Genomic DNA, 13,507 nt, shown 5'->3' with positions numbered 1-13,507 from the left:
CAGCGAAAATACAGCCTAACCCTGCGAGCATGAAAGCCGCACCCGCCACGAACACCCGCCAACGGCAAACGAAAGCGACGCAAGGTCCCCCGATGACCGGTCTTCGGTCATCGGTCATCGGTTTATTTTACATCATACCACGTCGCGCCAGAACTGCTGTCCACTTTGAGGGGCACGGCCAGCTTGACAGCGGAGTCCATGATCGATGGGACGAGTTTAGCTAAGATGGGGATTTCTTCCTTAGGCGCTTCGAAGATCAGTTCATCGTGCACCTGGAGCAGCATGGTTGCCTGAAGCTTCTGCTGCTGGAGGGCCTGGGCCATGTTGATCATGGCCACCTTGATGATGTCGGCGGCACTGCCCTGGATGGGCGTGTTCATCGCCGTGCGCTCGGCGAACTGGCGCAGGTTGCGATTCTTGGCGTTGATGTCCGGCAGGTAGCGGCGGCGGTGCATGATGGTCTCCACGTAGCCCTGCTCCCGGGCCGTCTTCACGATCTGCTCGGTCCAGGTCTTGACCTGGGGATACTGCTCGAAGTAGGCGTCGATGAATTCCTTGGCCTGAGTCCGGGAGATGCCGATGTTCTGGGACAGGCCATAGTCGGAGATGCCGTAGACGATTCCGAAGTTCGTCGCCTTGGCCTGGCGCCGCATGTTGTCGGTCACCTGGCTGGGGTCGCTCAAGTGGAAGATCTTCATCGCGGTATTCGCGTGGATGTCCCGGTTCTCCTTGAACGCCTCCTGCATGTTCTTGTCGCCGGAGACGTGGGCCAGCACCCGCAGTTCCACCTGGGAATAGTCGGCGTCGAACAGTTCCCAACCGTCGTGACTGGGCACGAACGCCTTGCGGATCTGCTTGCCCTCGTCCTGGTGCATGGGGATATTCTGCAGGTTCGGATCCTGGGAAGAAAGGCGCCCGGTCTGGGTCAGGGTCTGAATATACCGGGTGTGAATTTTGCCGTCGGGATGGATCGTCGTCAAGAGTCCATCCACGTATGTCGACTGGATCTTGGCCAGCTGGCGATAGTTGAGGATCTCCTGGATAATCGGCGACTGGTCCTGGAGTTTCTCCAGCACATCGACGGAAGTGGAATATCCGGTCTTGGTTTTCTTCACCGGCGGCAGCTTCATCTCGTCGAACAAGACGGTCCCCAGCTGCTTGGTGGAATTGATGTTGAACTCGTGGCCGGCTTCGGTGTAGATCTGGTTCTCCAGGTCGCGCAGGCGGTCCTTCAAGGACGCGCCAATCTTTCTCAACGTGTCCGGGTCGCACTTGATGCCGGCGATCTCCATATTGGCCAGGACAATGGCCAGGGGCCGCTCCAAGTCCGTGTACAGGTCCAGCTGAGCGTGGTCCTGCAAATCCTTGATCAGCTGGTCCTTGAGGTTGTACACCGCCGCCATCTTGTGGGCGATGTGCTGAACGAAGACGTCGTGTCCCTCCGGAATCTGGCGCTTCTTGCCGGTCCCGTATACGGTGGCGTCCGGTTCCACGCCGTGATACCCGTGCTGAGCGGCGACGGCGCCCAGGTCGTTGCTGTTGTCGACCGTGTTCAGCAGGTACGAGACCAGCAGCATGTCGAAGTCGATGCCGTTGATCGTCGCCCCGAAGCGGTGGGCGGCGACGTAGTTCCGCTTGGCGTCGAAGACGTACTTCACTTGCGCATCATTGGCCAGCCAGCTCTGGAACAGCTTGTCCCGCAGGATCTCGTCTGACGTGGCCACATACCATTGGTCCGGCGTGCCGACGCCCACGGCGATGACCGGCTCGGTGTGGTAATTGTCCCCCAGCATCTCGATCATCACGGCCTTCGGGGCCTTCCCCGCCAAGGCCTTGGTCAGCACGGCGCTGGTCAGCGGGGTCACCGGCAAGTCCTTCTGCACCACGGCATCGGCCTCGTCCGGTGCCAGGTCCTTCAAGAAGGAATTGAAGTCCAATTCCTCATAGACGGCCCGCAGTGCAGCAGTATCCGGCCCGGAATAATCCGTGTCCTTCAGGCCCACCGTAATCGGCGCATCCGTCCGAATCGTCGCCAAGTCTTTGGAGAGAAAGGCTTGCTCCTTGTCGTTTAACAAGTTCTCCTTCATCTTGGACGGCTTCATGGCGTCGATGTGCTCGTAAATACCCTCGACGGAGCCGTACTGCTGGACGAGTTTGCGGGCTGTCACCTTGCCCACTTTGTTAACCCCGGGATAATTATCGGAATTATCACCCATCAGGGCTTTCATGTCGATGAACTGCTTGGGCGTGATCCCCAAGTCAGCCTGGAAACTGGCCGGCGTATAAGCCTCCAGCTGACCACCCCCCTTGACCGTGACCTGCACCGTCACGCGGTCGCTGGCCAGCTGGGTCAGGTCTCGGTCGCCGGTGAGGACGGTCACGGCCATCCCAGCCGCGGCGCCTTCCTTGGCCATGGTGCCGATGATGTCGTCCGCCTCGTAATCTTTCAGCTCATACCATTTAATGCCCATGGCGTCGAGCATCTTGTGCATGTAGGGCAGCTGTTCAGCCAGCTCGCCCGGCATGCGCGCCCGGGTCCCCTTGTATTCCGCGAACTTTTTCGTCCGGAACGTGGTCTTGCCCGCGTCGAACGCCACCAGCACATTCGTCGGGTCAACTTTCTCCAAAATATTCTTGAGCATGTTGCGGAACGCATACAGGGCATTGGTGTGCAGCCCGTCATGGTTGGTCATCGAATCCAGTGCGTCGTGCATGGCAAAGAAAGCGCGGAAGGCCACGCTGTTGCCGTCGATCAGTAATAGTTTCTTATCCGTTGCCACGATCGTAACTCCCTTCAGCGGCCAGCTGGCCGCCAGCTCACCGTGCATTTTCCTTTCTCCATTGTAACAAAAAGAAGGCCGCGGAACACGCGTTCTAACGGCCTTCGCGGTACTCATGTTATTTTTCTGCCTGCAACGCATCGGTGAACTGCTTCTCGTACTTCTGAATGTCACCGGCGCCCATGAAGACCAGGACGTTGCCCTGCTCCTTGAGCAGCGGCGTCGTGTCGCCGTTGGTCAGGACCGTTGCTCCTTGGGGGATCTTATCCGCCAGGTCCTGGCTGGAGACGTTGCCGTGGGACTCGCGGACTGACCCGAAGATGGGGAAGATGTACACGGCGTCAGCTTGGCTCAAACTCTTGACGAAGCCGGGCATCAGCGCCTTGGTACGGGTGTACGTATGAGGCTGGAAGACTGCGACGATCTTTCTGTCCGGGAACTTCTGGCGGGCCGCATCCAGCGTCGCGCGGATCTCGTTGGGATGGTGGGCGTAGTCGTCGATCACCTTGGTGCTGCCGTAATCGGTCTCGGCGAAGCGGCGCTTCACGCCTTGGAAGCTCTCCAGCTCAGCGGCCACCTTGGCCGGATCCATCCGTTCCAGGTGGGCGACGCCAATGACGGCCAGGCTGTTGAGGATACTGTGCTCACCGAAGAGGGAGACGGCATAATGGCCAATGGGCTGCTTGTGGAAGAGGACGTCGAAGCTGGATCCCTTCGTGGTGCGCTGAACGTTGACCGCTTGGAAGTCGTCGGTATCCTTTAAACCGTAGAAGTACATCGGCACGTCGTGGTGCAGTGCGTGCACGTGGGGATCGTCGCCCCAAGCGAAGACGGCCTTGCGGGTCTGGTCGACTTCCTGCTGGAAGGCCGACACGACGTCGTCAATGTCCTTGTAATAATCCGGGTGATCGTAGTCAATGTTGGTGATAACACTGTAATCCGGATGGTAAGAAACGAAGTGGCGCTCATACTCGTCGGCTTCATAGACGAAGAAACGGGCGTTGGGCACCCCCTTGCCGGTGCCGTCGCCGATCAGGTAGCTGGTCTTGGCCACGCCGGAGAGGGTGTGGGCCAGCAGGCCGGTGGTACTGGTCTTGCCGTGGGTGCCGCTGATGCCGATGCTGGTGTAAGGCTTCATGAATTCCCCGAGGAACTCGTTGTAGCGGTACATGGGCAGGCCCATTTTCTTGGCCTGCGCGATCTCGGGATTGTCGTCGCGGAAGGCGTTGCCCCGGATGACCGTCATCCCCTCGTGGAGGTTGGCCGGGTCGAAGGGATACATGGGGATTCCTGCGGCGGCCAGCGGTTTCTGCGTAAAGGTGAACTGGTCAATATCCGAACCGGAAACGTCATTGCCTAAATCGTGCAGGATCAGTGCCAGGGCGCTCATGCCGGACCCCTTGATACCGATGAAATAATACTTCGTCATTTGTTGTGTCAGTCCTTCTCTTCGTCTTGTTGCGGCGCGCTGTCCGCGTCGCCGGAACCTGCCTCGCCGCGGTAGAAGACCTTGCGGGGCTTAGAGCCGTGGGGGCCGGAGACTAGGTTCTTGGCCTCCAGATGGTCGATGATGTTCGCCGCCCGGTTGTAGCCGATGGAGAACAGCCGCTGAAGCTTGCTGGTCGAAATGGTGTCCTCGTGCTGCACGTAATCCAGCACTTGGTCCCACAGCGGATCTTCTTCCTCGGTGACCTCGGCGGCTTTCTTCAAGTCCTTGTTCGTGAAGACATAATCCGCCTCGGCCTGGGCGGTGATGGCGGCGGTCACCCGGTCGATTTCTGCACTGGTGACATAAGCGCCTTGGAGCCGCAGCGGGTGGTTGGAGCCGTTCGCCCGGTAAAGCATGTCGCCCTTCCCCAGCAGCCGCTCGGCGCCTTGGGCGTCCAGGATGGTGCGGGAATCCACCTGGCTGGAGACCATGAACGCAATCCGCGTGGGAATGTTGTTCTTGATCACGCCGGTGAGCACGTCCACGCTGGGCCGCTGGGTGGCGATCAGCAGGTGGATACCCGCCGCCCGCGCCTTCTGGGTCAGGCGGGCGATGCTGTCTTGGACGGCGTTAGCCGTTGTCATCATCAGGTCCGCCAACTCGTCGATGACCACCACGATGTACGGCATCTGCATCTCGGGTTCGTGCTGGGCCTTGGCCCGCTGGTTGAACTCCTCGATGTTGCGCACGCCAGCGGCCACTAATTGAGTATACCGCTGCTCCATGCGTTCGACGACCCAATCCAGGGCCGCCACTGCTTCTTCCGGGTCAGAAATGACCGGCGCCAGCAGATGGGGCAGGTCATTATACGGCGCCAGCTCCACGGCCTTGGGGTCGATAAGCAGGAGCTGGAGCTGATCCGGCGTCGCTTTCAGCAGCAGTGACAGCAGAATACCGTTAATGAACACGGACTTCCCGCTGCCGGTGGACCCGGCGATCAGACCGTGGGGCATCTTGCGCAGATCCGCCACCACCGGCCGCCCGAACAAGTCGATGCCCAAGGCCACCGTTAAGGGAGAAAGGGACTGGGCAAACGCCGTCGAGCCGACGATCTCCTTGAGGGCCACATTGCGCGGCTTCGCGTTGGGAATTTCAATCCCCACGGTGCGCTTGCCGGGAATCGGCGCTTCAATGCGAATCTCCTCCGCCGCCAGGGCCAGCTTCAAGTCATCAATGAGGTTCGTGACTTTCGACACCTTGACCCCCGGGGCCAGCTGAATCTCGAACTGGGTGACGGTGGGCCCGACGGTATGGTGAACGACACTGCCGTCCACGTGGAAGGCCTTGAGGGTCGTGTTCAACTGACCAGTCTCGTTGGCCACCCACTCGTCGTCGGTGGCCGTGTCGGCGGTGTTCACCGGGCGGAGCAGGTCGGCGGCGGGGAGACGGTAATTGGAATAATCGACCGCCGTCTTCTCGAGCTCGTCTGTACCGGTGTCGTTTGTTTGGACGGCATGCTCGTGCTGGTCAGCGCGGTCGTCGGTGTCTCTGGATGCAGTGGGCGTTTCTGAATCATCTTGCTCCTGGTCTGAGCCGCCTGCCGGGATGGAAGAATCAGACGCCACCGTCGAAGTGCCGGCTGTCGCTGCGGAGGCCTTCTCTGTGGCAGCGGGTTCTTCAGCTGATGCGCTCGCTTCGTCAGTCAGCGTCGACTGCTGGTCGTCTTGGTCGTGGCCAGTCTCTTCATCTACCGTTTGGGAAGCGGCCGCCGCCCGCTTCGCCCGGTCGGCCATTTGCCGCTGGAGGGCGCTTTGCAGAAAATCGTCGGAAATGTGGAAGGCCCCGACGTCAGGATCGTCGACGGAGTCAGTGTCATCGGGTGTGTCAGGATCTGCCTCTGGTGCCGCCTCTTCTTCGAAAGCCTGCTGCGCATCGGCGAAACTTTTGCTTTGGGGATCAACTGACCGTATATCGTTGTCGGCAGCACCATTGGCTGCTGAATCGGTAGGACTTTCGGTTTCAGCAGCATCATCCACACTCTGCTCAGCCTTCTCGTCAGCTGATGGCCAGTCTGGCTTATCCTCATCGTCGGCGGCTGGTTGTACCTCGTCGCTGGCATCCCCGGAAACGACGCTGTCACCATCATCAGCCTGGGCAGGAATGGCCGCCGGCTCGCCTTCTATTTGCTCATCGGTGGCATCGGTCGTTGCCATCGCCGCATTGTCTGAAAAAGCAGCAGGTTCGTCTGCGGCACTATTCTCAGCTGTCGTCTCTGGCTCATCTGGTGCCACTTCGTCACTTGAACTCTGGTCCGCTGGCTCATGGTCACTGACAGTTTCTTGCCCATCACCGTTGTCGACGGCCGTTGCGGGTGTATCTTCGTCCCCTGCGGCCAAAGCAAAGGCTGGTGCATCGGCATCGGTCTCCTCCGCATCGGTCACGGCAACGTCCGCAAACAAATAGACCTGCGCCGGCGTCTTGGCAAAGGCCGCCACCATAGCGGGATCAGGCTGATGGTCAGAATAAATAAACGGGTGCAGTCGGTTGACCGGGATATAGTCCTCAGCCGGATCCGGTGCCGCAGCCACAGGGGTCTTGTCCGCCGCTGAACGCCGCCGCGGGACTGGCGCCGCTTGGCGTCGGGGACTCGCCTGCGCCTTACCTTTGGCTGATTGCTTTTGGAACGGCACTTGGTACGTAGATGCCGTGGCCTGCTGGGCCTTTTTCTCCAGTTCTCCGTGTGTCCGGCGATAAAACGCCGGACCATCGTAATGCGCCATAATGCGTTCTCCTCTTTCTTCTCTGGATTTCATTGTAGCAGACCGGAGAAAGCGTTGGAACGCAACGAGGAGAAATGAACGCCCCAATTAACGCAAAAAGCCGCCGAATCCAAAACGATTCGACGGCTTGTTCTCTCTTCATCAGTAGTGCAGATCCAGCTTAGCCGGCTCAAAGGGGGCGCCGACTTCAGCGTCCTCCGGCAAGATGAGCAAGCCAGGCTTTTGCGGTGCATTGGGCAAGGCCAGTTCCCGCGGGGCGCAGAGCATGCCGTAGGACGACACGCCGCGCAGCTCCCCTGGCCAGATGATCTTGCCGCTGGGCATGAAGGCGCCGGGCAAGGCGACGACTACTTTCTGTCCCTCAGCAACGTTGGGCGACCCGACGACGATCTGGCGCAGCTTGTCCTCCCCATCATCTACTTGGGCAATCTTCAGGTGATCGGAGTTGGGGTGCTTCTTCAATTCCTTGACGAAGCCAATGACGAAGCGGGGCTTGGTGTCCGCCTCGAGGCGGTCGCTGAAGCCAGCCGCTGCCAGAGCAGCGTTGAGCTTGGCGACGTCCGCCGCCCCCAGCTGCACCTGGCCGTCATGGAGCGCGTCACTGCCAAGAATCTGAGCGGGCGCAAAAAAGTTCACCCCGACCAGCGTCCCGGTCTTCGTGTCCCGAATAACGGTCACGCGGCCCTTGGTCTCGCTGGTCTCGGTGAACTCGCTGTCCTGCCCGACCACGGCGAATAAACAATCCAAACGGTGGTTAAATGCTGTAATTAACAAGGTCTTTTTGCTCCTTACCGATTTTAAGTTCACCTAATGTTAGCATTAGGCCGGTAAGTTGTCGATAAAGGCCTCGATCTCCTTCTTCGTCTTCCGGTCCTTGTTTGCGAACCGGCCGATTTCCTTGCCGTCCTTGACGGCGATGAAGCTGGGAATCCCGAAGACGTCCATGTCCTTGGCCAGGTCCATATACTTGTCCCGGTCAATTTCGATGAACTGCCAATCGTTGTATTCCTTCTCGATCGCCGGCATCTGCGGCTTGATGAAGCGGCAATCCCCGCACCAGGCGGCATCGAAGAACAGCATGTGCTTGCCCTCCGCCGTCACGTCTTGCAGCTGGCTATCATTCATATCAGCTAATGACTTCACGGAATCACACTCCTTTCTTTTCTTACTTACTTATTATAAGTGACACGGGCAGAAAAGTAAACTGGCTTCCGGCCGGCGTTGGCAAAGTGGGCCGTTCCCCTTATAATGGAGCCAGCAAAGCTTCTAATCAGAAAGCAGGTTATATTATGGCCAAGTTACCACAACGTCCCTGGGTCTACTTCGCCGCCGGCGCCCTCTCTGGGCTCTTCGTCGGCGCCGTCGACATGGTCTGGCACCAGCGTCAGGCGCGTCAGCTCCTAGACCGCCGCTTGCAGCAGGTCAAGGACCTGTTCCTGCGGGAGGGGCCGATCGAGGGCTCCTGGATCGAGTCGAAGACCCACCCGTACACGGCCAAGAGCGGCCGTACGGTGCGCGTCAATTACGGCGGTATCACCCGCAAGGAACACGGCGTCCTGCATCAATATGAATTCATCATGGACGTCGCCAGCGGCCAGCTGCTGGACCTCTACCCCTTGGCGTGAGCGGGCAGGAACACCGCCCGCACGGCATAGATCGGCTGGCCCTTGGCCGCGAACTTGTCCTCGTACTCCGTGGTCACATTCTTTTGTGCCCAGGGCGTATCATCATGGTGCAGGTCCAAGCTCAGCTGCCGGAACCGCATCCCGTACTGATTCATACTCATTAATGAATATTCGAAGAAATGACGGTTGTCTGTCTTCAGCTGCACCACCCCATCCGGTACCAGTAATTGCCGGTATTGGGTGAGAAAGCTGCGGTAGGTCAGCCGCCTTTTTTCGTGCCGGGTCTTGGGCCACGGGTCGGAGAAATTCAGGTAGATCTCGGTGAAGTGCCAGCCGGCAAAGGCTGTCGCCAATGTATTGGCGTTGGCCACCACCAGCTGCAGATTGGGCAGCTTGGCCTCGACCTGCTGCTTTAACAAAACGGCCAGGGCCGAGTGCTGCATCTCCAGGGCGACAAAGTTGATACTGGGATTTTGCTGGGCCATCCGAAAAATGAATTGGCCCTTGCCGGTGCCGATCTCCAGCCGCACGGGCTGCCGTTTTTCAAATTGATCGGCGACCTGGTCCGGTGTGACTTGAATCAGCTCGGGGTGGGCTTTGATCAGTGCGGCCGCCCAGGGCTTATTTCTCAAACGCATACGATTCCAACTTTCTTCCTAATTCGCCTGCATCTTCGCGATGCGGCGGGGAGCATACAAGTAAACGAAGGCCAAGACGATGACCAGCACCAGGGCGATGCCGGCGGCGGTCTCTATGCTGAGGCCGAGCTGCCACACCATCGGGATGGCGAAGATGACCCAGGCCAGGACCAGCAGCACGGTCAAGAGCCGGCCGAAGGAGCGCTGCTGGCTGGCTGCCGGGACAGGGTAGAGAAAGGTCATCACGTTGTTGCTGTATTGGCCGGCAAAGGGCAGCAGCTGGAAGCCGATCAGGTAGATGAACAGCGCCGCCACCAGCGCGGCAATCCACCACGTGTTGATGAACCACAGCGCCACTGCGCCGATGATCGTCAACCGCAGGAACAGGCCCAAGTACTCGCTGCCGCGGAGAAAGCCGCGGACATACAGATAGGTGAACGTGTGCGCCGGCGTCAAGCTGACCCGGGGCAGGAAGATGTCCAGGTACTTGCGCCGCTTGGCACTGCTGGTCAATCCCGGCACATCTGTGAATAGATTGTAGAAGCGATAGATGCGGAATTGGCGTTTTTCTTCCTTGGCCACGGCGGTGAGCCAATCGATCCGCTGAGTCGCAGCAGTTTGGCGGAATTGACTCGTCAGCCGAGCGGACCAGCCGGCGGCAATCAGCAGCCCCGCGGCTGCTAGCCACTGGGGACCATAGACACACAAGACGAGGCTGACGACGGCGACGGCCTGGGTCAGTCCGTAAAGCTGCTGCGCCCGCTTTTCTTGCCCCATGAACAACGCCATGCCCTGCCTGGCCAGATCGGCGGCTTTGAGGACGACCAGGACGATCAGAAACGCGACCCACTGCATCACGGTGACGCCGGCGCCCTGCACCGCAAAGGGCAGCCCCAGCGCCCCGACGAACAGCAGAATCACCAGGGGCAGCGGCAGGCTGTAACCGTTGGCGCCGCGCATGTAATCGCCCATGTCGGCTTCCCGGGGCTGCAGGAAGACCGCGTCCGCTTCAAAAATCAGCGAGGCAAACTGGCCCACTTGGAGCAGTGCCCAAAAGGCCAAGATGAGGATGGGTTTGCCCCACCAGAGGGGCGTCAATATCCCCTTCAAGGCATTGGCGTAACTGACCCCCAGCGCGCCGAACAGGAAGATCAACGCAATCATGAAGTGGTCGTTGAAGACCAGCCGCAAATACTTCAGTTGCTGGGTCAGATGCCGGGTCTGGCGAGTGTGCCACAATTCTTTCATGAGGCCGCCGGCTCCTTCGTCATCGCCAGGTAAATGTCGTCCAAGTTGGCGTCGCTCATGCCGAATTCTTTCTTCAAGTCGGCCAGCGACCCGGTGGTCCGCACCCGGCCGTTATTTAATAGGATGAAGGTGTCCGCGTACTGTTGCGCGGTGGCCAGGATGTGGGTGGACATCAGCACGGAAGCCCCCGCCGCCTTTCTCTCCTGGACAATGGTCAAGAGATCGTGGACGGCCAAGGGATCGAGGCCGGTGAAGGGTTCATCGATGATGAACAGCTTGGCGTCGGTCATGAACGCGGTGACGATCATCACCTTCTGGCGCATGCCCTTGGAGAAATTACTGGGGAACCAGTCCAGCTTGTTATCCAACCGGAACATCTTGAGCAGCCGGTCGGCCTTGGCCCAGGTCTCCTTGACCGGTAAACCGTAGGCACTGATGGTCAGGTCGATGTGCTCCTTCAGCGTCAGTTCGGGGTAAAGCACCGGCGTCTCGGGCACGTAGGCGATCTGCTGGTGGTACGCGGTGGCGTCCTGGCTGATGGTCAAGCCGTTCACCGTGACGGTCCCGGTCGTGGGTGTAAGCAGCCCGATGATGTGCTTGATGGTCGTCGACTTGCCCGCCCCGTTCAGACCGATCAAGCCGGCAATGGCCCCGTCCGGCACGGTGAAGCTGACGTCGTGCAGCACGGGCACGTGGGCGTAACCGCCCGTTAAGTGATCCACAGTAAGCAATGCATCCGCATCCTTTCGTTCTCTCGGAAGCGGCGGAGACTGCGCCCCGCCAGTAAGCGTTATGCTACAATGATAGCAGAAAGTTCGCCGCCGGGAAACGACGGCACTGGAGGTAACGGTATGTTAGACGAAAACTGCATTTTTTGTAAAATCATTCGCGGTGAGATCCCCAGCGTGACCGTTTTTGAAGACGACCACGTGAAGGCCTTCCTGGACATTTCTCAAGCCACCCCGGGCCACACCCTGCTCGTCCCCAAGGACCACATCGAGGACATCTTCCATCTGCCGGCGCAGACGGCCGCCACTCTCTTTTCTTACGTGCCCATGCTGGCCCAGGCCATCAAGGCGTCAAACCCCGGCATTGAAGGAATGAACATTATCAACAATAACGGCGAGGTGGCGTACCAGAGCGTCCATCACGTCCACATTCACCTGATCCCCCGGTACTCCGCCCAGGACGACTTCAGCATCCACTTCGGCAACCACAGCGACATGTACGACACTGCCGCCTTGGAGAAAGTCGCCGCCGGCATCAAAGCCAACCTGAAGGAGGCGCCCCATGCCTAAATTTCGCACGGGCCTGTTCCTCGGCGTCCTGGTCGGGGGTGCGTACGGCCTCTTCACCGCCAAGAAAACCGGCATCCAGCAGCAAAAGGAAACCGCCGCCTACCTCACCGAAGTCAGCGACTCCGTCAAAATGGTCAGCGGTACCGTCAGCCAGCTTCAATCGGCGCTGACCAATCTGCTCACCCAGCTCAAGACTACCGTCCCCACGGTCCAGAAAGAAGTCCAGCAGAACATTGCCGACTTTCAGTTCCAAGCCGCCCCCCGGCTGAAGCAGATCAACGAGACCTTGGCCACTTTGCAGAAAGACGCGAGCGGTTTCAGTGGTGGGAAGGACACAGAAAATTCATAAGTATGCCTTTTCAGTGCTGTTTTTGTAAAACCTTTCGTTCAGGAGCGTTGTCAATTTTCATTGGCAGGGCTCCTGTGTTATATTTGTCACTGTGCTGTTTTACCCGTAATGGGAACAATCTGAATTGAATGGATGTGTATTTAATGTTTAAAAAGTCTGGCAAATGGGCCATCGCGCTCAGTGCCGTCGCCGTCATGCTGATCGCAGCCGGCTGCTCCTCGGATAAAACCGTCGTTTCGATGAAGGGCGGCAAAATCACCGAGTCGCAGTACTACGATGCCATGAAGGATTCCAGCGCCGGCAAGACGACCCTGCAGACGTTGATTTGGCAGAAGGCGCTTGAGGAGCAATACGGTAAGAAAGTCTCCGACAAGACCGTCACCAAACAGTATAATTCCGTCAAGAATCAGTATGGGGCGCAATTCTCTCAGGCACTGGCGCAAAACAGCCTGACCCCCACCTCATTCAAGCAAAATATCAAGACCAACCTGCTTACTCGCAAGGCCCTGGAAGACTTAAAGCCCGTTACGAACGCGGACTTGAAGACCCAGTGGAAGTCCTACGAGCCGAAGATCACCGTTTCTCACATCCTGGTCAAGGACGAGAAGACGGCCAAGGACATCATCAACCAGCTGAACGCCGACAAGGGTAAGAACTTCGCGACATTAGCCAAGAAGTACTCCACCGATACTGGCTCCAAGGCCAACGGCGGCAAGCTGACCCCGTTCGACAGCACCGACACGCAATACGACGCCACCTTCAAGAAGGCCGCCTTCGCACTGAAGCAAGGCGAATGGACCAAGACTCCGGTCAAGACGCAATACGGTTACCACGTGATCATGTCCGACAAGAACCCGGGCAAGGGCTCCATGGCGTCTCACAAGAAGACGTTGGAGAACCAGATCTATGACAAGTGGATGCAAGATTCCACCGTCATGCAAGGCGTGATGTCGAAGGTCCTGCAGAAGGCCAATATCGACATCAAGGATAAGGACCTGAAGGATATTCTGTCCGGTTACCTGAACAGTTCATCCAGCAAGTCGACTTCATCCACCAGCTCCAGCGCTTCTGAGAGTACGACGAGCTCTTCTGCTTCGTCCACGACTTCCAGCAGCACGACGAGTTCGAGCAGCACCAGCAGCTCGAGCGCATCGAGTTCTAGCAAATAATCTGTGTTAGATAGATTGTGAGAAAGGCCCCCGGCGAGAAAATCGTCGGGGGCCTTTTTGAGTGGGTAGTAAAGTGTCTGGTCTGTGGCCCGGGTGACTGCGGGCTGCGCGGATTGGGCGGCGACGCGAAGCTGGTGCGAAGCCGGTCCTGCGGAGCTAGCTGTGGGCACGTGACAGAACTTGCCTGGGCA

The 13,507-nt window shown here is 58.7% G+C and carries 12 protein-coding genes; 4 read left to right on the top strand and 8 right to left on the bottom strand.

Annotation, left to right across the window (positions count from 1 at the left end; genetic code table 11):
- Window positions 1-122: 122 nt before the first annotated feature.
- The 5 genes from polA to L248_RS00125 all read right to left on the bottom strand — a co-directional run bounded on the left by polA (window position 123) and on the right by L248_RS00125 (window position 8,114).
- Window positions 123-2,780 carry a DNA polymerase I gene (gene polA, locus L248_RS00145; protein ID WP_040534295.1) on the bottom strand — a complete coding sequence of 886 codons (2,658 nt, stop codon included), beginning with the start codon at window positions 2,778-2,780 and terminating at the stop codon, window positions 123-125.
- 118 nt (window positions 2,781-2,898) lie between these two features.
- Window positions 2,899-4,209, bottom strand: coding sequence for a UDP-N-acetylmuramate--L-alanine ligase (gene murC, locus L248_RS00140; RefSeq protein WP_022527983.1), 1,311 nt, complete (start codon window positions 4,207-4,209; stop codon window positions 2,899-2,901).
- Between the two features lie 8 nt (window positions 4,210-4,217).
- A complete protein-coding gene (locus L248_RS16275) occupies window positions 4,218-6,989 on the bottom strand; it encodes a DNA translocase FtsK (RefSeq protein ID WP_022527982.1) in 2,772 nt (923 codons plus the stop codon).
- A 141-nt stretch (window positions 6,990-7,130) separates the two neighbouring features.
- On the bottom strand, window positions 7,131-7,763 hold the full coding sequence (gene ytpR / locus L248_RS00130; protein WP_040534106.1) for a YtpR family tRNA-binding protein: 633 nt from the start codon (window positions 7,761-7,763) through the stop codon (window positions 7,131-7,133).
- A gap of 45 nt (window positions 7,764-7,808) precedes the next feature.
- The gene (locus tag L248_RS00125; protein ID WP_155828534.1) at window positions 7,809-8,114 is read right to left on the bottom strand and encodes a thioredoxin family protein; all 306 of its coding nucleotides are present in this window, start codon (window positions 8,112-8,114) and stop codon (window positions 7,809-7,811) included.
- A gap of 164 nt (window positions 8,115-8,278) precedes the next feature.
- Here L248_RS00125 and L248_RS00120 point away from each other — a divergent pair, with 164 nt between their 5' ends.
- Window positions 8,279-8,614 (top strand): hypothetical protein, encoded by a 336-nt coding sequence (locus L248_RS00120; protein WP_051999802.1) that lies wholly within the window; start codon window positions 8,279-8,281, stop codon window positions 8,612-8,614.
- On the opposite strand, the gene trmB is transcribed toward L248_RS00120, so the two are convergent.
- Genes trmB through L248_RS00105 form a run of 3 tightly spaced genes read right to left on the bottom strand, consistent with a single transcriptional unit; the run spans window position 8,599 to window position 11,231 of the window.
- A complete protein-coding gene (trmB, locus tag L248_RS00115; protein WP_022527978.1) occupies window positions 8,599-9,252 on the bottom strand; it encodes a tRNA (guanosine(46)-N7)-methyltransferase TrmB in 654 nt (217 codons plus the stop codon). The two genes, L248_RS00120 and trmB, sit on opposite strands and share 16 nt — an antisense overlap.
- Window positions 9,253-9,270: 18 nt before the next feature.
- Window positions 9,271-10,500, bottom strand: a complete 1,230-nt coding sequence (locus L248_RS00110; RefSeq protein ID WP_022527977.1) for an ABC transporter permease — start codon at window positions 10,498-10,500, stop codon at window positions 9,271-9,273.
- Window positions 10,497-11,231: an ABC transporter ATP-binding protein gene (locus tag L248_RS00105; protein WP_040534105.1), complete on the bottom strand. Its 735-nt coding sequence runs from the start codon at window positions 11,229-11,231 to the stop codon at window positions 10,497-10,499. The genes L248_RS00110 and L248_RS00105 overlap by 4 nt, the downstream gene beginning before the upstream one ends.
- A 120-nt stretch (window positions 11,232-11,351) precedes the next feature.
- On the opposite strand from L248_RS00105, the gene L248_RS00100 reads away from it, so the two are divergent.
- The 3 genes from L248_RS00100 (at window position 11,352) to L248_RS00090 (ending at window position 13,316) form a co-directional block, all read left to right on the top strand.
- Window positions 11,352-11,798, top strand: coding sequence for an HIT family protein (locus L248_RS00100; protein WP_022527975.1), 447 nt, complete (start codon window positions 11,352-11,354; stop codon window positions 11,796-11,798).
- The gene (locus tag L248_RS00095) at window positions 11,791-12,147 is read left to right on the top strand and encodes a YtxH domain-containing protein (RefSeq protein WP_022527974.1); all 357 of its coding nucleotides are present in this window, start codon (window positions 11,791-11,793) and stop codon (window positions 12,145-12,147) included. The genes L248_RS00100 and L248_RS00095 overlap by 8 nt, the downstream gene beginning before the upstream one ends.
- Window positions 12,148-12,290: 143 nt before the next feature.
- Window positions 12,291-13,316 (top strand): peptidylprolyl isomerase PrsA, encoded by a 1,026-nt coding sequence (locus tag L248_RS00090; RefSeq protein ID WP_040534104.1) that lies wholly within the window; start codon window positions 12,291-12,293, stop codon window positions 13,314-13,316.
- Window positions 13,317-13,507 lie beyond the last annotated feature (191 nt).

Source organism: Schleiferilactobacillus shenzhenensis LY-73, from assembly GCF_000469325.1.
Classification (GTDB): Bacteria; Bacillota; Bacilli; order Lactobacillales; family Lactobacillaceae; genus Schleiferilactobacillus; species Schleiferilactobacillus shenzhenensis.
This window is presented reverse-complemented; position numbering and strand designations above follow the sequence as displayed.

Excerpts from the sequence above, each read along its gene's own strand:
- L248_RS00110 (WP_022527977.1), bottom strand. The coding sequence starts at position 10,500 with ATGAAAGAATTGTGGCACACTCGCCAGACCCGGCATCTGACCCAGCAA.
- L248_RS00095 (WP_022527974.1), top strand. The coding sequence starts at position 11,791 with ATGCCTAAATTTCGCACGGGCCTGTTCCTCGGCGTCCTGGTCGGGGGT.
- L248_RS00100 (WP_022527975.1), top strand. The coding sequence starts at position 11,352 with ATGTTAGACGAAAACTGCATTTTTTGTAAAATCATTCGCGGTGAGATC.
- L248_RS00120 (WP_051999802.1), top strand. The coding sequence starts at position 8,279 with ATGGCCAAGTTACCACAACGTCCCTGGGTCTACTTCGCCGCCGGCGCC.
- murC (WP_022527983.1), bottom strand. The coding sequence starts at position 4,209 with ATGACGAAGTATTATTTCATCGGTATCAAGGGGTCCGGCATGAGCGCC.
- L248_RS00090 (WP_040534104.1), top strand. The coding sequence starts at position 12,291 with ATGTTTAAAAAGTCTGGCAAATGGGCCATCGCGCTCAGTGCCGTCGCC.
- trmB (WP_022527978.1), bottom strand. The coding sequence starts at position 9,252 with ATGCGTTTGAGAAATAAGCCCTGGGCGGCCGCACTGATCAAAGCCCAC.
- L248_RS00125 (WP_155828534.1), bottom strand. The coding sequence starts at position 8,114 with ATGAATGATAGCCAGCTGCAAGACGTGACGGCGGAGGGCAAGCACATG.
- L248_RS16275 (WP_022527982.1), bottom strand. The coding sequence starts at position 6,989 with ATGGCGCATTACGATGGTCCGGCGTTTTATCGCCGGACACACGGAGAA.